Raw genomic sequence first — 22,499 nt, 5'->3', positions numbered from 1 at the left:
GGAGGACGGCGGCCCTCTGTCGTCGGCGGACCGGCTCAGGAGAAGCAGGTCGTCGGTGTCGCGTGGGCCGGGTCGAGCGCGTTCGCGACCTCGTGGTGCGCGACGCGGTCGAGGATCCCGATCGCCACGTGCTCCGACACGTCCACCGGGCACAGGTCCTGGAGGAGGACATTGCGTACGCCGGGGCCGTCCAGGAACTGTGTGCGGTACGGGGTGACCACCTCGTCGTACTTGGTGGCGATGACGGTGTAGCGCACGCCGGGGACGGTGTCGCCGCCCGCGTTGAGCTTGGTCAGGAACGGTGAGCCCGCCACCTGGTCGGCCAGGCCGGGGGTGTTGGTGGTGAGCAGGTCCTCGATGCCGGGGAAGTAGGGCAGCAGTCTGGTGAGGCCAAGCAGGGTGGTGCCGTGGTTGTCGGGCGCGAGGCCGACCAGGGCGTTGACCTTCTCCGCGCCGCCGAGGAACTTCAGGTAGTAGCGGGGCATCATGCCGCCCTGCGAGTGGCCCACGAGGTCCGCTTCGGCCGCGCCCGTCGAGGCGAGCACCTTGTCGACGAAGCCGTCGAGCTGCTCGGCGGACTTGTCGATCGGGCCGAGCCCGTTGAAGAACGGCACGCCCGGCAGCTGGCCGTAGTCGAGGGAGAAGACGCAGTAGCCGCGCTTGACCAAGTAGGGCGCCAGGACGAGCCAGTTGTCGATCGAGTTGCCGAAGGTGCCGTGGACGAGGACCACGGGGCGCGGGTGGGCGGCGGACGGCTTGCACCCGTAGTCGTTCCAGCCGCTCGACGAACGCGACGAACTCGACGGAGCGGACGCGGCGGCAGGAGCGGCGGAGGCCGTGGCGGTGGGGGTGAGGGTGAGCGCGCCCGTCATGAGAAGGGCGGCGGTGAACGCTCTGAGCGCTCGTCTCCAGGGCAGCATCGTGGGATCTCCTTGCGGCTCAAGGGAGTTGCGATGAGTGAGCCCTGTGATCCGGATCACGAGGATGCCGTGCACATGCCAAATTACGGGCCAGTAGTAAAAGTGTGAAGTTACGCGTCAGTAAAACTTCCAGCGGACACTGGCACGATCCAGACACTGGCACGGCCCCGGGGAAGCGTCGGAGAAGCCCTGACGGCTTACCGCGGCGGCGACACCAGCCCCACCTCGTAGGCGATGATCACCAGTTGGACCCGGTCGCGCGAGTCCAGCTTGGTGAAGAGCCGCGCCACATGCGCCTTGACCGTGGCCACGGTGATGACGAGCTCGGCCGCGATCTCCGCGTTGGAGAACCCGCGGCCGATCAGCGTGAGCACCTCGCACTCGCGGTCGGTGATGCCGTCGATGGCCCGCCGTGCGCGCGGCGCCGGATCGGGCCGCGCGGCGAACTCCTCGATCAGCCGCCGGGTGACGCTCGGCGCGATCAGACCGTCCCCGGCGGCCACTACCTGGATCGCCCCGAGGATGGCTTCGAGCGCCATGTCCTTGACGAGGAACCCGCTCGCCCCCGCGCGCAGCGCGCCGTACACGTAATCGTCGTCGTCGAAGGTGGTGAGGACGAGAACGCGGGTCGACTCCATCTCGGCGGTGATCAGACGGGTGGCCTCGATGCCGTCCATGCCGGGCATGCGGATGTCCATCACGACGACGTCGGGGCGTACGTCGCGGGCCAGTCGCACCGCTTCGGCGCCCGTACCGGCCTCCCCCACGACTTCGAGGCCGGGGGTGTCGGCCATCAGGACGCGCAGGCCCGCGCGGACGAGGGGCTGGTCGTCGGCGAGTACGACACGGACGGCGGGGACGGTGGGGTCAGAGGGGTCAGAGGGGTCAGAGGGGTCAGAGGGGCCGGTGAGGTCGGCGGAGCCGGTCATCGGGCCTCCACCGGCGGCAGGGGCAGCAGCGCCGTGACCCGGAAGCCGCCATCGGGGCGCGGCCCCGCGGTGAACCGGCCGTGCAGCAGGGCGACCCGCTCGCGCATGCCGACGACGCCGAAGCCGTTGCCCGCGGGCAGGCCGCCGCGGCCGTCGTCCTCTATCTCCAGGGACAGTTCGCCCTTGCGCCGCTCGACGGAGACCCGGCAGGTGTCCGCTCCCGAGTGCCTGATGACATTGGTCAGGGCCTCTTGCAGGATGCGGAACGCGGCCAGGTCGATGTCGGGCGGCAGCGCCCCGCGCTCCCCCTGCCACCGGACCTCCGCGCGGACCCCGGCGTCCCGCGCCGACGCGACGAGGCGGTCGATGTCGGCCAGCCCCGGAGCGGGTTCGCGGGGCGGCGCGGAGGTGTCACGCGGGGCGGCGCGCCCCTCGTCGTCAGCGCCCGGCTCCGGCCTGCGCAGCGCGACCAGCGTCCTGCGCAGCCCCGCCAGGGTCTCCCTGCTGGTGGCCTCGATGGTGGTGAGCGCGTTGCGGGCCTCCGCGGGCTGGGTGTCGATGACCCGGCTGCCCACGCCCGCCTGGATGGCGATGACGCCGATGCTGTGGGCGATCATGTCGTGCAACTCCCTTGCGATGCGCAGTCGTTCAGTGGTGACGGCACGCGCCGTGGCCTGGGCGCGCAGGGCCTCGGCATGGGTGCGGCGCTCGCGGGCCGAGTTTCCCGCCATCCAGGCGGCGCCGATGAGGACGACGACGAGCAGGGCGCTCTGGTCATTGCTGGCGGCCCATCCGGAGGGTGCGCAGCCGTGCGGCGTGTAGGGGGGAGAACAGCCCTGGTCGGGCGGGAAGCCGAAGAGGGAGCCCATCTGTGCCGTGAACGCCAGGAGGGCGGCGATCACCGAGGTGCGGCGCGGGCGGGTGGCGGCGAGATAGCCGACGGCCCAGACAGCGGCGAGGGTCTGGAGATAGGTGACCTCGATCTTGCGCATCTCCATCGTGGCCGTCACGGTGCCGAGGAGCAGGAGGACCAGCGCGGGCAGGGGCCGGCGCCGCAGGAGCGAGGCGACCACGAACGTCAGCGCGATCGACGCGAGGACCATCAGGACGGTGAAGCCCTGCTGCCCGTGGTCGAAGGTCACGTACGTGACGGCCGGATAGACGACGGCGCCGCTCCAGGCCAGGCCCGTGCGCACCGGCGGCCAGAAGCGCCCGCGCGCACGCCGGTTCCGCCCCTCTTCCATCGTGGGCTGACCTGGGTCGATGTCCATGCGCCGATCGTATGTGCCCGTGCCCCGCGGGGGTATTGGCCCGCGGTCCTACACCCGTGGGCTACCGGAGCCACACCCGGGCGGTCAGGCCGCCAGCGTTCCCGGCACGATCGCGCCCGGGCCGAACTTCGCCCGCGCCCGGTCCGCCACCGCCTCGATCCGGCGTGCCCGGTCGTCCACCGGGTCGAACATCAGCTGGTGGGAGGCCTGTTCGGCGGGGCCGAGCCCTTCGGCGCGCAGCGAGATGCCGCGCACCCTGGCCCGCTGGAGGCCGAGCGCCTCGTACATCCGGTAAGCGGCTCCGGTCAGCGCGGAAGAGTGCGCGGTCGGCTCGGGCAGCACGCGGGTGCGGGTCGTCGTGGAGCGGTCCGCGTAGCGCACGGTGAGGGTCAGGGAGCGGCACACCTGGTCCTCGTCGCGCATCCGGGCGCCGAGTTCCCCGGTGAGCGAGAGCAGTGCCCTGCGGTGGCGCGCGGGGTCCAACTCGTCGCGCGGGAAGGGCCTTTCGGAGCCGAGGGAGCGGGCTGCCGCGTTCGGCACGACGCGCGTACGGTCGATGCCGTTCGCCGCCTCGTGCAGCTCCCGCCCCGCGCGGGCGCCGACGAGGCGCTGGAGCGTGGACAGCGGTGCGGCGGCCACCTTGCCGACGGAGTCGAGCCCGTACTCGCAGAGGGTACGGGCGGTGGCGCGGCCGACCCCCGGCAGCTCGCCGACCGGCTTCGGCCCGAGGAACTCCGCGACGGCGTCCGGCTCTTGGCCCACGGACAGGGTCACGCCCGGCGCGGCTCCCCGCACGGCCATCCGCGCGAGCATCGGCCCGGGCCCGGCGCCGATCACGCAGTCCACGCCGTGGTGGGCGAGCGCCCGCACCCGGATCACCGAGGCGAGCTCGACGGCGTCACGCCCGAAGTAGCGCATCGCTCCCCGTACGTCGACGAGCGCGGCGTCGGGCGGCAGGGCCTCGACGACCGGGCTGAACTCGCCGAGCAGCGTGAGCAGCCGGGGCATGGCCGCCTCGTACATCGGCGGCAGGAGGAAGCGGACACAGAGGGTGCTCATCCCGCGCTCCCCGGGCTCTGGTGCCACAACTTCCGTCCGGTCGCCGCCCGTTCGCCGGGTGGCTGGAGATCGGCCCAGGGGTGCATCTCGTACCCCGTGGACATCCGGATGCGGCGGCCTTCGTCCGCGGGGGCTCCGTCGGACACGGGGGTTTCATCGGGCGCCTCCTCAGGCCCCGGCTCGGCAGGACCCGGCTCGGCAAGGCGCGCCGCCACCGCTTCGAGGCCGCCCTCCTGCCGCAGCTCCACCAGTTCCGCCAGGTTCCATGCCGCCGCGCCGACCACGCTGAGGCTGCGCGGGCCGCGCCGCTGCACCACTCCGCGGACCAGGAGCAGCCAGGAGTGGAAGACGGTGTGCGCGCACCGTTCGTGGGCGTCGTCGAAGAAGGCCAGGTCGACCAGGCCCGTACCGTCGTCCAGGGTGCTGAAGATGACCCGTTTCCCGGAGCGGATCGGCGGGGTCTGGGTGGCCGCCTTGGCGCCCGCGACCAGGACGGTCGCCCCGTGTTCGGCCTCCCGCAGGCGGCGGGCCGTCAGCACGCCGAGCTCCCGGAGGAACTCCGCGTGGTCGCCCATGAGATGGCGCGAGGAGTCCATGCCGAGGACGCCGAGTTCGGCGCTGAGCCGTTCCGCGTCGTCCAGGTCGGGCAGCCCCGCGGGAGCCGTCTTCCGCCCGCCGGACAAGGGCAGTTGGGCCCCGGAGGCGCCGCGCGCGCCCCGCCGCAGCTCCGTCAGGTGCAGTTGCAGGTCGCGGCGGTTGGCGCCGAACGCGTCGAGCGCGCCGACCTGCGCGAGCCGCTGGGCGACGGGCTTGCCGGGCCTGGCCCGCTCCCAGAAGTCGAGGAGCGAGGCGTACGGCTGCCCGTCCGCGATCCGCGCGGCCTCGGCCTCGCTGATGCCGTGGACGTCGGAGAGCGCGAGGCGCAGGCCCCAGGTTTCCCTGGACTCGGACACCAGTTCGATACGGTGAGCGACCGCGGACCGGTTCACGTCCAGGGGAAGGATCGGCACCCCCCGCCGCCGCGCGTCCGCGAGCAGCAGCCGCTTCGGGTACATGCCGGGGTCGTGCGTGAGCAACCCCGCGTAGAAGGCGGCCGGGTGATGGGCCTTCAGCCACGCCGACTGGTAGGTGGGCACGGCGAAGGCCACCGCGTGCGCCTTGCAGAAGCCGTACGAACCGAAGGCCTCGATGATCTCCCAGGTCCGGCCGATCGTCTCGGCGTCGTACCCCTTGGCCGCCGCCTGCTGCGCGAACCAGAACCGGATCCGTCCCTGCGACTCGGGGTCGGAGAGCCCGCGCCGCACCCGGTCCGCCTCGTCGCGTCCGCAGCCGGTCATGATGTTCACGATGTCGATGATCTGCTCGTGGAAGACGACGACCCCGTATGTCTCCTTGAGCGGTTCCGCCAGGTCGGGGTGCGGATAGCGGATGGGCGCGCGGCCGTGCCTGGCCTCGATGAAGGGCCGCACCATGTCGGCGGCGACCGGTCCGGGGCGGAAGAGCGAGATGTCGACGACCAGGTCGTGGAAGGTCGCGGGCTGAAGGCGCCCGACCAGGTCGCGCTGGCCGGGCGACTCGATCTGGAAACAGCCGAGCGTCTCGGTCGACTGGATGAGCCGGTACGTCTCCGGGTCCCCCGGCGGCACCGCGTCCACGTCCACCCGCTCGCCCGTGGCCCGCTCGACCTCGCCCACCGCGTGCGCCATCGCCGACTGCATCCGCACGCCGAGCACGTCGAGCTTGAGCAGCCCGAGGTCCTCCACGTCCTCCTTGTCGAACTGGGACATGGGCAGGCCCTCGCCGCTGGTGGGCATGACGGGCGTACGCGCGAGCAGCGAGGCATCGGAGAGCAGCACCCCGCACGGGTGCATGGCGACCCCGCGCGGCAGCGCGTCCAGGGCCTCGACCAGGTCCCACAGGCGGCCGTGTTTCTGCGTCTGGCCCGCCACCGCCCGCAGTTCGGGCAGTTCCTCCATCGCCGAGCGGGCGTCCCGCGCGCGGATGTGCGGGAAGGACTTGGCGATCTTGTCGATCTCGGCCGGGTCCATGGAGAGGGCCGCGCCCACGTCGCGGATGGCGTGGCGGACGCGGTAGGTCTCGGGCATGGCGACGGTCGCGACCCGCTCGGTGCCGAAGCGGTCGATGATCGCGCGGTAGACCTCGATGCGGCGGGCCGACTCCACGTCGATGTCGATGTCCGGCAGGACGGCCCGCCGCGTGGACAGGAACCGCTCCATGAGCAGGCCGTGCTCGACGGGGTCGGCGTGCGCGATGCCGATGAGGTGGTTGACCAGAGACCCGGCTCCGGAGCCGCGGGCCGCGACCCGGATGCCCAAGTCGCGTACGTCGTCGACCACTTGGGCCACGGTCAGGAAGTAGGAGGCGAAGCCGTGGTACGCGATGATGTCCAGCTCGTGGTGCATCCGCTCCCAGTACGCGCGGTCCCCGTCGTAGCCCCGCAGGACCATCCCCGCCGCGGCCCGCGAGGCGAGCACGCGCTGCGCGCTGCGGCGTCCCGCGCCGACGAGGTGCGGCTCGGGGAAGCGCACGGAACCGATGCCGATGTCGTCCTCGGGGTCGACGAGGCACTCGGCGGCGACCGACCGGGTCTGTTCGACGAGCCGGCGGGCGGTGTCGCGGCGGAACCCGGCCGCCTCCACGATCCGCTCGGCGTTGGCCAGCATGGCGTCGGCGCCTTTCAGCCACCGCTCACCGCTGTCGAGCTCCTTGGTCGGGTCCACGGGGACGAGACGGCGCGCGGCGTCGAGCACGTCGGCGACCGGGCCCATGCCGGGGTCGGCGTAGCGGACGGCGTTGCTCAGGACGGGGCGCACCCCCTGCTCGGCGGCGAAGCCGACGGTGCGGGCGGCCAGACGCAGGGAGCCGGGTCCGGTGCCTTCGCGGCCGTGCCACACGGACTCCAGGCGCAGCGCGTCCCCGTAGCGCTCGCGCCAGGGCGCGAGGAGGCGTACGGCCCGGTCGGGGCGTCCGGCGGCGAGCGCGCGCCCCACATCGGACGCGGGGCCGAGCAGTACGGTCATGCCGTCGCCGTGGTTCTCCTCCCACGGCAGCACGGGCTGCCCCTCGCCGCCGCGGTGCGCGGCGGTGATCAGGCGGCACAGCGCGGCCCAGCCGGTGGCGCCGTCCCGGGCGAGGAAGGTCACGCGCGGGGTCGATTCGTCGATGAAGGCGCCTCCGCGCACCGGGGTCCGCCGCCGCGCACCGGGCACCGAGGCCGCCTCCCCCACCGCGAGCTCGGCCCCGAACAGCGGCCGTACCCCCGCCTTCGCGCAGGCCTTGGCGAACCGGACGGTGCCCGCGAGGGTGTCCCGGTCGGTGAGCGCGAGGGCGTCCATGCCCCGCTCGGCGGCGCGCTCGGCGAGGCGCTCCGGGTGCGAGGCCCCGTACCGCGGGGAGAAGCCGGAGACGGTGTGCAGATGCGTGAACCCTGGCACACGCACCTCCTGAAACCCTGAACCGATCCGACCTCACAGCCCCCGCCTCCACCATAGACCAAGTTTCGAACGCATGTACGACAACCGAGTCGAACCGCACCACGCTTCGCCCATTCGGCCCCGCCCACCTGCGGGAACACCGGCGGCCACGGAGCGTGGGGGCATGAGTTTCACCGATGAGTTGAAGAGCGCCGTCACCCCGCGAGCAGCCCTGCTGGTCATCGGTGTACTGGCCCTGCAGCTGCTGTTCATCGCCTCCTACGTAGGGGCCCTGCACGACCCGAAGCCGAAGGACGTGCCCTTCGGGGTCGTCGCTCCGGGCCCCGCGGCACAGGAGACATCGGACAAGCTCGGGAAACTCCCCGGTGAACCGCTCGACCCGCGCGTGGTCAAGGACGAGGCCGAGGCCCGGAAGCAGATCATGAACCGCGACATCGACGGCGCCCTGCTCGTCGACCCCCGCGGCACCACCGACACCCTCCTGGTCGGCTCGGGCGGCGGCACCGCCCTCGCCACCGCCCTGGAGAGGATCACCACCCAGGCCGACGGCGCCGAGAAGCGGACGGTCAAGACCGTCGACGTGGCCCCGGCGTCCGCCATGGACTTCAACGGCCTCTCGTCCTTCTACCTGGTCGTCGGCTGGTGCGTCGGCGGCTATCTGTGCGCGTCGATCCTCGCGATCAGCGCGGGCGCCAGGGCCGCCAACGGCCCGCGCGCGCTGATCAGGACCGGCGTCATGGCGCTCTACTCGATCGCGGGCGGCCTGGGCGGCGCGCTCATCATCGGGCCGATCCTCGGCGCCCTGCCCGGCAGCATCATGGCGCTGTGGGGCCTCGGCTCCCTCGTCGTCTTCGGGGTCGGCATGATCACGCTCGCCCTGCAGTCGCTCACCGGCATCGTGGGCATCGGCCTCGCCGTCCTGCTCGTCGTGATCGCGGGCAACCCGAGCGCGGGCGGCGCCTTCCCGCTGCCGATGCTGCCGCCGTTCTGGAAGGGGATCGGCCCCTGGCTGCCGCCGGGCGCCGGCACCTGGGCGGCGCGCTCGATCGCGTACTTCAAGGGCAACGCGATCACCGGACCGATGCTGGTGCTCGCCGCCTGGGCGGTCGTGGGCACCGCCGTCACCCTGGTCATGTCCGCGCTGCGCGGGGACCGCCAGCCGGGGCAGAAACCCGCGATGCAGGACACGGACACGGACAGCGGCGCCCACCGCGGGTGAGGCGGGCGGTCCGCACCCAAGGCCGCTCCCCAGGGCCGTTGTCAGACCCGGGTGCGAGGCTGGAGCGATGCTCACCACTCTGGCGGTCGAGAACTACCGCTCCCTGCGCAAACTGATCGTCCCCCTGGACCGGTTGAACGTGGTCACGGGCGCGAACGGCACCGGCAAGTCGAGTCTGTACCGCGCGCTGCGGCTGCTCGCCGAGTCGGCGCGGGGCGGAGCGGTGGCCGCGCTGGCCCACGAGGGCGGACTGCCCTCCGCGCTGTGGGCGGGCCCCGCGAAGGCGGAGGCGACCAGCCTGCGCCTCGGCTTCGCCGGCGACGAGTTCGGGTACGCGGTGGACTTCGGCCACCCCATCCCCACCTCGGGCGCGGGCGCCGAGCCCTCCCTCTTCAATCTCGACCCGGAGATCAAGCGCGAGTGCACCTGGGCAGGGCCCGTGCTGCGCCCCGCCGCGCTGCTCTGCGACCGCGCGGGCCCTGCCGTGCGCACCCGCACCGCCGACGGCGGCTGGCACCGCTCCGTGAACGAGATCCGTCCCTACGACAGCATGCTGAGCGAGCTCGCCGACCCGCAGCTGGCCCCCGACCTCCTGCGCCTGCGCGAGCTGATCAGATCCTGGCGGTTCTACGACCACGTCCGCACGGACGCCGGGGCTCCCGCACGCGCCGCGCGCATCGGCACCCGCACCCCGGTTCTCGGACATGACGGCGCGGACCTGGCAGCGGCCCTGCAGACCATCCGGGAGACCGGCGACCACGCGGCGCTCGACGCTGCCGTGGACGACGCCTTCCCGGGCAGCCGGGTGCGGATCGCCGAGCACGGCGGACGGTTCGAGCTCCAGCTTCACCAGCGCGGGCTGAACCGCCCGCTGGGAGCGGCCGAGCTGTCCGACGGCACCCTGCGCTATCTCCTGTGGACCGCCGCGCTGCTCACGCCCCGGCCGCCGTCACTCCTCGTCCTGAACGAGCCGGAGACAAGCCTGCACCCCGACCTCCTGCGCCCGCTGGCCGAGTTGATCCTCACGGCGACGAAGGACACCCAGGTCGTCCTGGTGACCCACGCCCAACCGCTGGCCGAGGCAGTGGCCAAGGGAGCGACCCGCCACCGCATCGACGTGAACTCCATAGAGCTGTGCAAGGAGTCCGGACGGACGGAGGTGGCGGGCCGCGAAAGCCTCCTGGACGAACCGCTGTGGTACTGGCCCAAGCGGTGAGCCCCGCGGACGGCGAACCGGATCAGGCACCCACCCCGTTCCCGTAGTACGCCCGCCGCATCAACCCCTGCATCTCATCGATCATCGGCATACGAGGGTTGGCCGGCGCGCACTGATCGGCGTAGGCATTCATCGCCTGCTCGGGCAGCGCCTCGATGAAGGCCGCTTCATCGACGCCCTCCTCCGCGAAGGACGCGGGAAGCCCGCACTTGGCCCGCAGCTCCTCGACGGCGGCGGCGTAGGACTCCACCCCCTGCTCCGGGAAATCCGCCGGAAGCCCCAGCATGCGGGCGATCTCCTGGAACCGCTCCGGTGCCCGGTAGACCTCGGCCTTCGGCCACGGGGTCGCCTTGCCGCAGACGGTGCCGTTGTGCCGGATGACGTGCGGCAGGAGCAGCGCGTTGGTGCGGCCGTGCGAGACGTGGAAGGTGTTGCCGAGGGTGTGCGCCATCGCGTGCACCAGGCCCAGGAAAGCGTTGGCGAAGGCCATGCCCGCCACGGTCGACGCGTTGTGCATCTTCTCGCGCGCCTCGGGGTCACCGGCGCCGTTCACGACGCACCGCTCCAGGTTCTCGAAGATCAGCTTGATGGCCTGGAGGCAGAGCCCGTCGGTGTAGTCGTTGGCGTACACCGACACGTACGCCTCGGTGGCGTGGGTCAGCGCGTCGAAACCGGAGTCGGCGGTGACCGTCGCGGGGAGCCTCATCGGCAGGACCGGATCGACGATCGCGACGTTCGGGGTGAGCGCGTAGTCGGCGAGGGGGTACTTCTGCGCCGCCTCCGGGTCGGAGATGACGGCGAAGGGGGTGACTTCGCTGCCCGTGCCCGAGGTGGTCGGAATGGCCACGAGCTGCGCCTTCTCGCCCAGTCCCGGGAACTTGAAGGCCCGCTTGCGGATGTCGAAGAACTTCTCCTTGGTGTCCGCGAACTCGATCTCCGGGTGCTCGTACATCAGCCACATGATCTTTGCCGCGTCCATCGGCGAGCCGCCGCCGAGCCCGATGATCGTGTCAGGACCGAATTCCCGCATGCGCGCGGCGCCGGCCCGCACGGTCGCCAGCTCCGGGTTGGGCTCGACGTCGTCGATGACCTGGACGGTGACGGCTTCGGGGCGCGTCGCGAGGATGTCGGTCACCTTCTGGACGAACCCGAGCGTCGACATCGTCTTGTCCGTGACGATCGAGACGCGCCTGATGCCGTCCATCTCCGCGAGGTAGCGCAGGGAGTTGCGCTCGAAGTAGATCTTCGGCGGGACCTTGAACCACTGCATGTTGGTGTTGCGCCGTCCGATCCGCTTGACGTTGATCAGGTTGACCGCGGAGACGTTGTCGGACACCGAGTTGTGTCCGTAGGAACCGCAGCCGAGGGTGAGCGAGGGCAGAAAGGCGTTGTAGACGTCGCCGATGCCGCCGAAGGTCGACGGCGCGTTGACGATGACGCGGACCGCCTTGACGCGCCTGCCGAACTCCTCGGCGAGCTCCTCGTCCTCGGTGTGGATGGCGGCGCTGTGGCCCAGACCGTCGAACTCGACCATCAGGGCGGCCAGTTCGAGGCCCTGCTCGGTGGATCCAGCCTTCAGGGCGGCCAGTACCGGGGAGAGCTTCTCGCGGGTGAGCGGCTCCCCCTCACCGACCTCCGCGCACTCGGCGACGATGACCGATGTGCCCTCGGGGACCTCGAATCCGGCCTGTTCGGCGATCCACCGCGGTGACCTGCCGACGACGGACGCGTTCAGCTTCGCGCCCGAGCAGTCGGCGCCGAAGGCCGTCGCCCCGAAGACGAACTCCTCCAGCTTGGTCTTCTCGGCCGCCGTGACGACGTACGCGCCGAGCCGCTCGAACTCCGCGAGCCCCGCTTCGTAGATCTCCTCGTCGAGGATCACGGCCTGCTCCGACGCGCAGATCATGCCGTGGTCGAAGGACTTGGAGAGCACGATGTCGTGCACGGCGCGCCGCAGCTTTCCGCTGCGCGTGACATACGCGGGTACGTTGCCCGCGCCGACGCCGAGCGCGGGCTTGCCGCAGGAGTAGGCGGACCTGACCATGGCGTTGCCGCCGGTGGCGAGGATGGTGGAGACGCCCTCGTGGTTCATGAGCAGCCCCGTCGCCTCCATCGAGGGCTCCTCGATCCACTGCACGCAGTCCGCGGGGGCGCCCGCCTCGATCGCGGCGTCGCGCACGACGCGGGCGGCCTGTGCGGAGCAGCGCTGGGCGCTGGGGTGGAAGGCGAAGATGATCGGATTGCGGGTCTTCAGGGCGATGAGGGCCTTGAAGAGGGTCGTGGACGTCGGGTTGGTCACCGGGGTCATGGCGCAGACGACGCCGACCGGTTCGGCGATCTCCGTGATGCCGTTCAGCTCGTCGCGGGAGATGACGCCCGCGGTCTTCAGTCCGCGCATCGAGTTGACGACGTGCTCGCAGGCGAAGAGGTTCTTGACGGCCTTGTCCTCGAAGAGGCCGCGGCCGGTCTCCTCCACGGCCAGCTTCGCCAGGTCCCCGTGCCGGTCAAGGGCAGCGAGGGACGCCTTCGTGACGATGTGGTCGACCTGCTCCTGGTCGTACGACGCGAACCGGTCGAGCGCGGTCAGCGCTCGCTCGACCAGTCCGTCCACCATCTCGCTGGCCTCCATGACGGGGCTCCTTCGATGAGACCTTTTCGCTTATGTCTCCATTGCACACCTGTGCATCGCGCCCCGGGGGCCGACAAAGGCCCCTGAGGGCAGGCCGAAGGTCCCTTTGTGAATGCTTTCACAAAGGGAGGGACAGAAGGGGCCGGCCCACCGTCGTGGACCGGCCCCGGAACTGATCCGTCAGCCGACGCGGGTCAGCCGATCTCGGCGCCGAAGGCGCTCAGCGCCTCGGGCACCGGCTGGAAGAACGTCTCCCCTCCGGCGCTGCAGTCGCCGCTGCCGCCCGAGGTGAGACCGAGCGCGGTCTCGCCGTCGAAGAGCGCGCCGCCGCTGTCACCGGGCTCGGCGCAGACGTCGGTCTGGATGAGGCCGTTGACGACATCGCCGTTGCCGTAGTTCACGGTGGCGTCGAGGCCCTTGACCGTGCCGTCGTGCACCTGCGTGGTCGAGCCGCTGCGCTGCACCTTCTGGCCCACGGTCGCGTCGCCCGCCTTGGAGATGGCCTGCGTCGAGCCGTTGTAGAGGTTCACCTCGCTCGGGTGCGGGGTGTCGCCGCTGTACTTGACGATGCCGTAGTCGTTGTCGGGGAAGCTGGAACCCGCGTTCTCACCGATGACGGAGCCGCCCTGCTCCTCCGACCAGCTGGTGATCGACTCGGTGCAGTGGCCCGCGGTCAGGAAGTGCGGCGCACCGTCCTTGACCACGTTGAAGCCGAGCGAGCAGCGTCCGCCGCCGCCCCAGATGGCGTCGCCACCCGCGATGAAGGGCTTGAACTCTCCCTTGCTGTGCTTGAGTTCGGCCTTGGAGCCGAGCCCCTTCACGACCGCGCCCAGCTTGTCGAGCTCGGCGCCCTTGACCGTGCGGTCCGCCGTGACGACGACCTTGTTGGTGGCCGGGTCGACCGCCCACGAGGTGCCGGGGATCGACGCCTTGTCGCTGAGCGTCGTACGGGCGCTCTTCAGCTCGGCGAGGGAGTTCTCGACGATTCTCGCCTTGGCCCCCGCCGACTCGACCGTCTCGGCCGCGCTCTTGTCGAGGACGTTCACGACGAGGTTCTTGGCCTTGGCGTCGTAGTACGTTCCGGCCGCGTCGAGGCCGAGGTCCTTTCCGAGCGACGAGGCGAGCTTTCCGGCCTTCGCGACCGAGAGGGTGTCCGGCGTGGGGGTCGGGGCACTCTCACTGGCGTTCGCAGTCTGGAAGGTGATTCCGGCGGCGATCAGTGCGGTGATGCCCGCACCTGCCACGGTGGCACGTCGCTTGGATATGCGTCGGTGCTTCAATTCACGTCCTCCTGTGGGGGGTCGGCCCGTTCGGTGTGGGGACCTGGGGACCGGAAGGCGTACCGGCACGGAGTCGCACACGCCGAGAAAGCCGCGTCCATGCCAAATGGTGCGGCCCACTATCCCGATACCGTCTGGTAGCACACAAGGTCTACTTCAGGACGCGCACGCGACGGTCACTGTGCGCCCCCTGTGTCTTCACCGATGCCCGGTCTCACCACGTCGGTCCCCGCTGCAAACACCCCGTGCGAGCAGGTGATCGGCAGCGGGTAAGGACTAGTCCTGTCCAGTTTTCGACGTTCCCGGAATGCTCGGCTCCTCGATTTGTGAAGGCGCCGTGCCGAATTCCGGCAGGGCGGGAGCGGGCGAATCGGACACGGCGGCAGGCGACTCGGACACCACGGCGGGTGACTTCGACACCGCGGCGGGCGCATCGGACCCGGCGTCCGGCGGCTGCTGCGCCTGCTGGGCCCGCTCCAGGAAGCGCAACAACTCGACGGGGAAGGGCAGCACGAGGGTGGAGTTCTTCTCCGCGGCGACCGCCACCACCGTCTGGAGCAGCCGCAGCTGGAGCGCGGCCGGCTCCTCCGACATCTCGTGCGCGGCCTCGGCCAGCTTCTTGGACGCCTGGAGTTCGGCGTCCGCGTTGATCACGCGGGCCCGCCGTTCGCGGTCGGCCTCGGCCTGGCGGGCCATGGACCGTTTCATCGTCTCGGGGAGCGACACGTCCTTGATCTCGACCCGGTCGATCTGCACGCCCCACCCCACGGCAGGAGAGTCGATCATCAGCTCCAGGCCCTGGTTGAGCTTCTCGCGGTTGGAGAGCAGATCGTCCAGGTCGCTCTTGCCGATGATCGAGCGCAGCGACGTCTGCGCCATCTGCGAGACCGCGAAGCGGTAGTCCTCCACCTGGATGACGGCCTCGGTCGCGTCGATCACCTTGAAGTAGATGACCGCGTCGACCCGCACCGTGACGTTGTCCCGGGTGATGCCGTCCTGTGCGGGGACCGGCATCGTCACGATCTGCATGTTGACCTTACGGAGCCGGTCCACGAACGGCACGATCATCGTGAACCCGGGGCCGCGCACCGAACGCTGCAGCTTCCCGAGCCGGAGCACCACGCCCCGTTCGTACTGTTTGATCACACGCGCCGCAGCCATCATGTAGACCGCTCCGGCACATCCGACGGCCACTCCCGTCGCCACCAGCTCCTCGACCATGCCGGCCCCCCGGGGTCCGAATTGGGCGTGTTGGGCGTGCCCTTCGAAGGTAGCGCCGCACGGCGCGCAAAGGGAGACGGGAGACAGGAGAGAGCCCCCGCCCGGAGTACCGGACGAGGGCCCTTCCGCTGCTGGCTGCAGAACCGGTCGTGCGTGGGATCAGTCGTACGTGAGATCAGTTGTACGTGGGATCAGTAGACGCTCACGCCGTACGCGCTCAGCGCTTCGGTGACCGGCTGGAAGAAGGTCGTGCCGCCCGAGGAGCAGTTGCCGCTGCCGCCCGAGGTCAGACCGAGCGCCTTGGACCCGGCGTAGAGCGGGCCGCCGCTGTCGCCGGGCTCCGCGCAGACCGTGGTCTTGATCATGCCGTAGACGATGTCGCCGCCGCCGTAGTTGACGGTCGCGTTCAGGCCGGTGACCTTGCCGCTGTGGGTACCGGTGGTCGAGCCGCGCCGGGTGACCGTCTGGTTCACGGTGGCGTTGCCCGCGCTGGTGATGTCCTGGCTGCCGACGGTGCCGGGGTGGCTGACCGAGCCGGAGTACTTGACGATGCCGTAGTCGTTGGTCGGGAAGCTGGATCCCGTCGTGGACCCGATCGTCGTGGTGTGCCCGGAGTTGGACCACCACGTGCCCGCTCCGTCGGTGCAGTGACCGGCGGTGAGGAAGTAGTAGGTGCTGCCGCTGCGGACGTTGAAGCCGAGCGAGCAGCGCCAGCTGGACGCGTAGATCGCGTCGCCGCCGGAGATCAGCTTGCTGAACTTGCCGGGAGTGCGCTCGACCTTGAGGGCGCCCGCATTACTGCCCGCCGCCTCCTTGATCTTGGCGATCTCGGCCTGGGAGACGGTGCTGTCGGCGGTGACGACAAGACGGTTCGTCGCCTTGTCGACGCTCCATGCGGTGCCTGCGACATCCGCGTCGAGCACCGCGTCGCTCGCCTTGGTGAGCTGCGCCGAGCTGAAGGTGGTGACGTCATTGGCGTTCGCAGCGGGGACGGCGAGCGCGCCGGCGGCCACAAGTCCGGTGGCCACGGCGAGCAGACGAGTGCGTCTCGCTATGCCGCTGCGGGGGGTGGTGCGCTTGTTCCTCACTTGTTGTTCCTCCCGGGGGGAAGTCAGTGGGCCCGGTGGGTTGGGGCCCGTGAGGCGCAGCCAATGGGCAGAACGGGTAAGCCGGATTCCGGATACGCCGTGCCCCTGACAAGCGCTGCTCGGGAGTATTCGGGCCGGGGACAGCGCGCACAAGGTGTCTTTCGGCCGTCAGCCAGATATACGGCGACCGGCCCCGGCGGCTGTCGTACTTCTCGTACGCCACCGGGGCTTGGGTCATCGGCTCTCTTACAGACGAGTCAGCGGTCGATAAGGTTCCGCTCCCCCGCGGCGATCTCGGCGTCAAGGGTGTTGCCCGGCGGCGGGAAGGGGCAGATGAAGTGGTCGGCGAAGGCGCACGGCGGAAGCAGCGCGCGGTTGAAGTCGACCGTCGTGCGCCCCTCGGCGTCCGGCGCGGCGGGCCGCAGGAACCTGAACCGATAGCTGGACACCCCGCTGGTCGCGTCGCCGAACACCGCCCACAGCGAGCCGTCGGCCTCCACCGACACCTGGAGCGTGTGCTCCTTTCCGGCCAGGACGAAGGCCAGCTCGCCCCCGAGACCGAGCCCCCGCTCGACCCCGTCCGCGTTGCCGACCCGGACGGTACGCACTCCGTCCACCGTGCTCTCGGCGGCGTACGGCGTGAAGCGCCCCGGCACCGCCCAGCGCGCGTCGTACTCGGTGGCCTCGATGCCCCGGAAGGCGCGGCGCGTGGCGGACTCCGGGTCGAAGTCGCGTACCGCCCAGAGCCCTTCGCGCCGCAGCACGACCAGACGGCGCTCGCCGAGGCCGACGCGGGCGGCGGCGACCGGGCCGGGGTCGGCGCCGAGGCGGGCCTCGCCGTCGATGAGCCGCCCGTCGAGGGTGAGCCCGTCGTCCGCTGCGGCGGTCAGGACGATCTCGTCGCCCTCCTCGGTCCAGCGTCCGGGGATGTCCGGAAGCGAACCGTCCGGGTAGTCCGCGAGCCAGTGGGTGCCGGTGAGGGAGAGCGGGCCGTAGGGCGCCGACACCAACTCCGTCCGCTGCTCGTGCCAGTGCTTCCAGTCGCGTGAAGCGTCCGTCGATGCGTCACTCGATGCGTCCGTCGTCATGTGATCAACCCTTCCATACCGGTATGCGAAATCCCTCTGCGGCGCCCTGCCGGCGGCCCCTACGGCTTCGGCAGGCCCTCGGGATTGATCTGCGACTTCTTCACGGCCTCGCTCGTCAGGTCCCAGCGCCCCAGGACCTTGGCGTAGCTTCCGTCCTTGATCACGTGGTTGAGCGCGGCGGCGTACGCCTCGACGAGCCCGCTGTCCTTCTTCGTGGTGGCGGCGATCTCGCCCTGGATGGCGGGGCCGCCGCCCGACATCGTCCCGATGATCTTCGTCTGTCCCGATGACGCGACGTGGTAGGCGGCCGAGGGGTTCGGGCCGAGGTAGGCGTCGATGCGGCCCGACTGGAGGGCGAGGTAGTAGTCGGAGTCCTTCTGGAAGTACTTGATCGCCACCGGCTCGCGACCGGCCTTCTCGTTCTGCTCGCTCCAGTCGACGAGGATCTTCTCCTGGTTGGTGCCCGAGGAGACCGCGATCGTCCTGCCCGCCACGTCCGCCGGCTTCTTCGCCGTCCAGTCGGCGTCCTTGCGGGCCTCGAAGGCGATGTTGTCGTGCCGGTAGGTCGCGAAGTCGTACTTCTCCTTGCGCTCCTCGGTCACCGTGACGTTCGAGAAGACGCCGTCGAACTTCCCGCTGTCCAGACCGACGAACAGGTTCTCCCAGGAGACCTGCTCGAACTTCGGCTTCAGGCCGAGCGTGTCGGCGACCAGGCTCGCGATGTCGACCTCGGAGCCGATCCGGGTCTTGTCGTCGGTGGCGTAGAAGCCGAGCGGCGCGACCGAGTCCGCGCTGCCGCCGAGGCGCAGGGTGCCGCGCTCGCGCACCTTGTCCGGCAGGAGTTCCGCGATCGCGTCGACCTTCTTGCCGCGTATCCGGTTCTGGTCGGGCCCGATGTTGATGTTGCCGACCTTCTTGGTGCCGGGCTCGCCGCCGCCGGTCGCGGCGTCGCTGTCCCCGCCGCAGGCGCCGAGCAGGGGCACGAGGGCGAAGGCGGCGACGGAGGCGGAGAGGGAACGTCGGGAAAGCATGCGGGAGCTCCTGGAGAGGGGTGGGTCTGCGGAGGCGTGGGCTAGCGGACCTTGGCTAAAGGACCTTGGTCAGAGGACCTCGGCTAGAGGACCTTGGAGAGAAACGCGCGGGTGCGGTCGTGCCGCGGCCGGTCGAGTACGTCGCCGGGGGCGCCCTGCTCGACGATGAGTCCCTCGTCCATGAAGACGACCGTGTCGGCGACCTCGCGCGCGAAGCCGATCTCATGGGTGACGACGATCATCGTGGTGCCCTGGCTCGCCAGGTCCTTGATGACGTCGAGGACTTCACCGACCAGTTCGGGGTCGAGCGCCGACGTCGGCTCGTCGAAGAGCAGCAGCTTGGGTTCCAGGGCGAGCGCGCGGGCGATGGCGACCCGCTGCTGCTGTCCGCCGGAGAGCTGCTTGGGGTACGCGTCCGCCTTGTCGGCGAGCCCGACCCTGGCGAGCAGGGTCCCGGCGTCCGCCTCGGCTTCCCTGCGCGGGCGCTTCAGCGCCGACACGGGCGCCTCGACGATGTTCTCCAGGACGGTCAGATGCGGGAAGAGATTGAAGTTCTGGAAGACGAAGCCGATCTGGGTGCGCTGCTTGAGCACCTCGCGTTCGCGCAGCTCGTACAGCTTGTCGCCGGAGCGCCGGTAGCCGACGAGCGCGCCGTCGACGCTGATCCAGCCCTTGTCCACCTTCTCCAGGTGGTTGATGGCCCGCAGGAGGGTGGACTTGCCGGAGCCGGAGGGGCCGAGGATGACGGTGACCTCGCCCTTGCGCACCTCCAGGTCCAGGCCCCGCAGTACTTCCAGGGATCCGAAGGACTTGTGTACGGACCGGAGTTCTACCATCGCGCTCATCGCGATGCCCCCTTCGAGAAGTGACGTTCGACGTAGTGCTGGAGGACGGAGAGGGCGCTGGTGAGCAGGACGTACCAGGCGGTGGCGACCATCAGGAGCGGCACCACGCGGCCGTTGCGGCCGTAGATGACCTGCACCTGGTAGAAGAGCTCGCCGATCGCCATCACGGAGACGATCGACGTGCCCTTGAAGAGGGAGATGATCTCGTTGGCCGCGTTGGGCAGGATCGAGCGCATCGCCTGCGGCAGGATGATGCGGCGGATCTGGCGCAGCCTCGGGATGCCGAGCGCCGCCGCGGCCTCCAGCTGGCCGCCGTCGACGGACAGGACGCCCGCGCGCACGATCTCGGCGGCGTACGCGGCCTGGTGCAGGGCGAGCCCGAGGACCGCCGCGCTCATCGCGCCGACGAGCCCCATCGTGTCGAAGGAGAAGAAGCCGGGCCCGAACGGGATCCCGAACTGGAGCTCCTTGTAGAGGTAGGCGAGGTTGAACCAGAACAGCAGCTGCACGATGAGCGGGATCGACCGGAACGCCCAGATGTAGGCGAAGGCCACCCCCTTCAGAAACGGACTCGCCGAGAGCCGCATGAAGGCGATCACGATGCCGAGCGCGAAGCCGAGAGCCGTGCCGTAGAAGGTGAGCTGGAGGGTGACCCAGACCGCCTTGAGGATCACGTCGGCGGTGAAGAACTCGGCGAACACCTCCCACTCCCAGCCGGAGTTGGTGGCGAGGCCGTGGGCGAACTGGGCCACGAGGACGGCCGTCGCGACGACGGCGGCCCAGCGCCAGGGGTGGCGCACGGGGACGACCTTCAGCGCGCCGAAGTCGTCCTCGGTGATGTCATCGACCGGCTTGCGCTCCGTCACGCTCATCGGGTGCGCTCCGAACCGCGGGCGTAGTGCCGCTCGACGTAGTACTGGCCGACGCTGAGCAGCGAGGTGATCACGACGTACCAGATGGTGGCGACCAGGAGCAGCGGGATGACCTGGTAGGTGCGGTGGTAGACGAGCTGCACGGAGTACAGCAGGTCCTGCACCGCGATCACGCTGACGATCGATGTGCCCTTGAGCGTGCCGATCAGCATGTTCCCGGCGGGCGGCACGATGGAGCGCATGGCCTGCGGCAGGACGATCCGCCGCCATCTGCGCCACCGGCTGAGCCCGAGCGCCTGCGCGGCCTCGATCTGCCCGCGGTCGACGGAGAGGATGCCGCCGCGCACCACCTCGGCGGCGTACGCGGCCTCGTGCAGGGTGAGCCCGATGACGGCGATGGTGATCGGCCCGAGGAGGTTCACCGTCTTCACGCCGAAGAGGTACGGGTACAGCGCCCCGATGTTGAACCAGAACAGCAGCTGCACCAGGATCGGCATCGACCTGAAGAGCCACACATAGCCCCAGCTGACCCCGCGCAGAACGGGGTTGGACGAGAGCCGCCCCATGGCGAGGATCGCGCCGAGCACGAAGCCGAGCGCCATGACGACGGCGGTCAGCCAGAGCGTGAGCCACAGGCCGCGCAGCACGGACGCGGAGGTGAAGTAGTCGCCGACCACGTCCCACTGGAACGCGTCGTTGCGGACGACGGAGTTGACGGCGAGCCCGAGGAGCACGAGAACCGCGGCGGCGGCCACCCACTGCCCGGCGCGGCGCCGCGGCACGATGTGCGGGACGTCGGGCGGTGGTTCCTGAGGAGGGGCTTGCGCGGCTTTGGCGAGCGTGTCGGAAGACATGGCGAAGGCTCCGTGGATGTCGGAGATCTCCGGCGCGCGGCGCGATCGCGTGGCGAAACGCTCGGCGGGAGATCACACACGGGTGGTGCCTTCACACGGACCGAGCCCCTCAGCACGATCCGCCTTGAGAGTACGGGGCACTTTCGGCCCGCTGTCAAGGATGTCCAGGATATGAGCGGTAGGTCTCACGGCAGTTGACGCGGAAACGGATGCCTGTTCCACTTGCCCCATGCATCCGCAGCAGTGGCTGGTCACGCGCTCCCACATCGACTTCGGTCGAGTGTGGTCGGCGTCGTGTTCGACGACTCTCTGAGCCGACCCCCTGCGCGCTGAGCCCTTCCGTTTCCGGGGTCTCTTCCGCTTCGCGTATCCCGTGGACCGCACTATCCGTGCGTCCGCGCGCCGTTGACCTCGCCTTCACACGCGTACACCGCCGCCGCACCGCTGTGCACCGCACGCTCCGCACGCACCGCACCGGGCGACGGCACCCCTCCCTCGTACGTCCGCTCCGCCCTGCCCTGCTGCCTGATGGAGACCGTCACGCCATGAGCAAGTCCCCGTATGCCCGCCGTATCCCGGCGGCCTTCGCCCTGATCACCGCCGCCACTCTCACGGTCACCGCCTGCGGTTCCGGCGACTCGGCCGACACCACGGGCGGCGCGGCGCCCGCGGGCAAGAGCGACAAAATTCCCACGCAGGACGTGGTCTCCTCGGTCAAGAAGAACGCGGCGGCCGCGAAGCTCCTGCCCGCGGACGTACGGGAGCGGGGTTCGCTCAGTCTCGCGACCGCCGTCGGCGGCAGCCCGCCGGGCAACACCTACCTGGAGGACGGCAAGACGATCGTCGGCCAGGACGCCGACTTCGCCGCGGCCGTCGCCAAGGCGCTCGGCCTGAAGCTGAAACGCGAGGCCGCGAGCTTCGAGGCGATCCTGCCGGCCCTGGACAGCGGGAAGTACGACCTGGGCACCGGAAACTTCGGCGTGACCGAGGAGCGGCGCAAGACCATCGACTTCGTCACGTACATCAACGACGGCCAGGGCTTCGCCGTCCGCGACGACAGCAAGCTGAAGAAGGTCACCGACTTCGAGCAGCTGTGCGGCCTGAACGTGGCGACCGGCGCGGGCACCACCTTCGAGGTCACCCTGGAGGACAACAAGCACGTCTGCGAGGACGCGGGCAAGAAGCCGTACAGCGTGAAGACGTACGCCGAGCAGGGCGCGATCTGGGGATCGCTCCAGCAGGGCCGCACCGATGTGGTGATGTCCACGATCAACGGCCTGCGCTACGCGGTCGACCACCAGGAGGGCCTGAAGTTCCTCGGCGAGTACCACCGTCTCGACGTCGGCTTCGCCTTCAAGAAGGGCACGAGGCTGGCGCCCGCCTTCCAAGCAGCGGTGAACCAGCTGATCAAGGACGGCACGTACGACCGCATCCTGCGGAAGTGGGGCACCCGGGACTCCGCGATCGAGGAGTCCCGGATCTCCCCGCCGGAGATCAAGGACTGATCTGTCGTCTGCGGGTT

18 protein-coding genes are annotated in these 22,499 nt (G+C 70.3%); 3 read left to right on the top strand and 15 right to left on the bottom strand.

The genetic code is table 11. From position 1 onward, the window contains the following. Positions 1-35: 35 nt before the first annotated feature. The 5 genes from ABZ906_RS42135 to ABZ906_RS42115 form a co-directional block, all read right to left on the bottom strand. Positions 36-920, bottom strand: coding sequence for an alpha/beta fold hydrolase (locus ABZ906_RS42135; protein WP_361391930.1), 885 nt, complete (start codon positions 918-920; stop codon positions 36-38). A gap of 197 nt (positions 921-1,117) precedes the next feature. After that, positions 1,118-1,849: a response regulator transcription factor gene (locus tag ABZ906_RS42130; RefSeq protein ID WP_361391927.1), complete on the bottom strand. Its 732-nt coding sequence runs from the start codon at positions 1,847-1,849 to the stop codon at positions 1,118-1,120. Further along, on the bottom strand, positions 1,846-3,120 hold the full coding sequence (locus ABZ906_RS42125; protein ID WP_361391924.1) for a sensor histidine kinase: 1,275 nt from the start codon (positions 3,118-3,120) through the stop codon (positions 1,846-1,848). The genes ABZ906_RS42130 and ABZ906_RS42125 overlap by 4 nt, the downstream gene beginning before the upstream one ends. An 84-nt stretch (positions 3,121-3,204) precedes the next feature. After that, positions 3,205-4,179 (bottom strand): hypothetical protein, encoded by a 975-nt coding sequence (locus ABZ906_RS42120; RefSeq protein WP_361391921.1) that lies wholly within the window; start codon positions 4,177-4,179, stop codon positions 3,205-3,207. After that, positions 4,176-7,634, bottom strand: a complete 3,459-nt coding sequence (locus tag ABZ906_RS42115; RefSeq protein ID WP_361391918.1) for a DNA polymerase III subunit alpha — start codon at positions 7,632-7,634, stop codon at positions 4,176-4,178. Before ABZ906_RS42115 ends, ABZ906_RS42120 begins: the two co-directional genes overlap by 4 nt. 163 nt (positions 7,635-7,797) lie before the next feature. On the opposite strand from ABZ906_RS42115, the gene ABZ906_RS42110 reads away from it, so the two are divergent. Together ABZ906_RS42110 and ABZ906_RS42105 are read left to right on the top strand one after the other, a co-directional pair. Next, complete coding sequence (locus ABZ906_RS42110) at positions 7,798-8,853, top strand: ABC transporter permease (protein WP_361391915.1); 1,056 nt, start codon at positions 7,798-7,800, stop codon at positions 8,851-8,853. 67 nt (positions 8,854-8,920) lie between these two features. Beyond that, positions 8,921-10,069 (top strand): AAA family ATPase, encoded by a 1,149-nt coding sequence (locus ABZ906_RS42105; protein WP_361195807.1) that lies wholly within the window; start codon positions 8,921-8,923, stop codon positions 10,067-10,069. A 22-nt stretch (positions 10,070-10,091) separates the two neighbouring features. Here ABZ906_RS42105 and adhE read toward each other — a convergent pair whose 3' ends face one another. From adhE to ABZ906_RS42055, 10 genes are all read right to left on the bottom strand, one after another. Continuing rightward, positions 10,092-12,683, bottom strand: a complete 2,592-nt coding sequence (gene adhE, locus ABZ906_RS42100; RefSeq protein ID WP_361392070.1) for a bifunctional acetaldehyde-CoA/alcohol dehydrogenase — start codon at positions 12,681-12,683, stop codon at positions 10,092-10,094. 209 nt (positions 12,684-12,892) lie between these two features. Next, a complete protein-coding gene (locus ABZ906_RS42095; protein ID WP_361391912.1) occupies positions 12,893-13,978 on the bottom strand; it encodes a S1 family peptidase in 1,086 nt (361 codons plus the stop codon). A 276-nt stretch (positions 13,979-14,254) separates the two neighbouring features. Continuing rightward, positions 14,255-15,199, bottom strand: a complete 945-nt coding sequence (locus ABZ906_RS42090) for a slipin family protein (RefSeq protein WP_361391909.1) — start codon at positions 15,197-15,199, stop codon at positions 14,255-14,257. Positions 15,200-15,390: 191 nt separating this feature from the next. Then, positions 15,391-16,287, bottom strand: coding sequence for a S1 family peptidase (locus ABZ906_RS42085; protein WP_361195813.1), 897 nt, complete (start codon positions 16,285-16,287; stop codon positions 15,391-15,393). A gap of 257 nt (positions 16,288-16,544) precedes the next feature. After that, a complete protein-coding gene (locus ABZ906_RS42080; RefSeq protein ID WP_361391906.1) occupies positions 16,545-17,375 on the bottom strand; it encodes a DUF1684 domain-containing protein in 831 nt (276 codons plus the stop codon). Positions 17,376-17,434: 59 nt separating this feature from the next. Next, the gene (locus ABZ906_RS42075) at positions 17,435-18,406 is read right to left on the bottom strand and encodes an ABC transporter substrate-binding protein (protein ID WP_361391903.1); all 972 of its coding nucleotides are present in this window, start codon (positions 18,404-18,406) and stop codon (positions 17,435-17,437) included. An 83-nt stretch (positions 18,407-18,489) separates the two neighbouring features. Then, positions 18,490-19,251: an amino acid ABC transporter ATP-binding protein gene (locus ABZ906_RS42070; RefSeq protein ID WP_361195818.1), complete on the bottom strand. Its 762-nt coding sequence runs from the start codon at positions 19,249-19,251 to the stop codon at positions 18,490-18,492. Further along, entirely contained in the window at positions 19,248-20,123 is an 876-nt protein-coding gene (locus tag ABZ906_RS42065) for an amino acid ABC transporter permease (protein WP_361195820.1), read from the bottom strand. The genes ABZ906_RS42070 and ABZ906_RS42065 overlap by 4 nt, the downstream gene beginning before the upstream one ends. Then, entirely contained in the window at positions 20,120-20,977 is an 858-nt protein-coding gene (locus ABZ906_RS42060) for an amino acid ABC transporter permease (protein WP_361195822.1), read from the bottom strand. The genes ABZ906_RS42065 and ABZ906_RS42060 overlap by 4 nt, the downstream gene beginning before the upstream one ends. Positions 20,978-21,360: 383 nt before the next feature. After that, the gene (locus ABZ906_RS42055) at positions 21,361-21,519 is read right to left on the bottom strand and encodes a hypothetical protein (RefSeq protein WP_361391900.1); all 159 of its coding nucleotides are present in this window, start codon (positions 21,517-21,519) and stop codon (positions 21,361-21,363) included. Positions 21,520-21,522: 3 nt separating this feature from the next. On the opposite strand from ABZ906_RS42055, the gene ABZ906_RS42050 reads away from it, so the two are divergent. Further along, positions 21,523-22,482, top strand: coding sequence for an ABC transporter substrate-binding protein (locus ABZ906_RS42050; protein ID WP_361391897.1), 960 nt, complete (start codon positions 21,523-21,525; stop codon positions 22,480-22,482). Positions 22,483-22,499: the final 17 nt, after the last annotated feature.

This window comes from Streptomyces sp. NPDC046925, assembly GCF_040644915.1.
GTDB lineage: Bacteria > Actinomycetota > Actinomycetes > Streptomycetales > Streptomycetaceae > Streptomyces.
The sequence above is the reverse complement of the archived record's forward strand: the minus strand, read 5'-3'. Positions and strand labels throughout refer to the sequence as shown.

Coding starts and splice junctions, on each gene's coding strand:
- ABZ906_RS42135 (WP_361391930.1), bottom strand. CDS start 920: ATGCTGCCCTGGAGACGAGCGCTCAGAGCGTTCACCGCCGCCCTTCTC.
- ABZ906_RS42130 (WP_361391927.1), bottom strand. CDS start 1,849: ATGACCGGCTCCGCCGACCTCACCGGCCCCTCTGACCCCTCTGACCCC.
- ABZ906_RS42125 (WP_361391924.1), bottom strand. CDS start 3,120: ATGGACATCGACCCAGGTCAGCCCACGATGGAAGAGGGGCGGAACCGG.
- ABZ906_RS42120 (WP_361391921.1), bottom strand. CDS start 4,179: ATGAGCACCCTCTGTGTCCGCTTCCTCCTGCCGCCGATGTACGAGGCG.
- ABZ906_RS42110 (WP_361391915.1), top strand. CDS start 7,798: ATGAGTTTCACCGATGAGTTGAAGAGCGCCGTCACCCCGCGAGCAGCC.
- ABZ906_RS42105 (WP_361195807.1), top strand. CDS start 8,921: ATGCTCACCACTCTGGCGGTCGAGAACTACCGCTCCCTGCGCAAACTG.
- adhE (WP_361392070.1), bottom strand. CDS start 12,683: ATGGTGGACGGACTGGTCGAGCGAGCGCTGACCGCGCTCGACCGGTTC.
- ABZ906_RS42090 (WP_361391909.1), bottom strand. CDS start 15,199: ATGGTCGAGGAGCTGGTGGCGACGGGAGTGGCCGTCGGATGTGCCGGA.
- ABZ906_RS42080 (WP_361391906.1), bottom strand. CDS start 17,375: ATGACGACGGACGCATCGAGTGACGCATCGACGGACGCTTCACGCGAC.
- ABZ906_RS42075 (WP_361391903.1), bottom strand. CDS start 18,406: ATGCTTTCCCGACGTTCCCTCTCCGCCTCCGTCGCCGCCTTCGCCCTC.
- ABZ906_RS42070 (WP_361195818.1), bottom strand. CDS start 19,251: ATGAGCGCGATGGTAGAACTCCGGTCCGTACACAAGTCCTTCGGATCC.
- ABZ906_RS42065 (WP_361195820.1), bottom strand. CDS start 20,123: ATGAGCGTGACGGAGCGCAAGCCGGTCGATGACATCACCGAGGACGAC.
- ABZ906_RS42060 (WP_361195822.1), bottom strand. CDS start 20,977: ATGTCTTCCGACACGCTCGCCAAAGCCGCGCAAGCCCCTCCTCAGGAA.
- ABZ906_RS42050 (WP_361391897.1), top strand. CDS start 21,523: ATGAGCAAGTCCCCGTATGCCCGCCGTATCCCGGCGGCCTTCGCCCTG.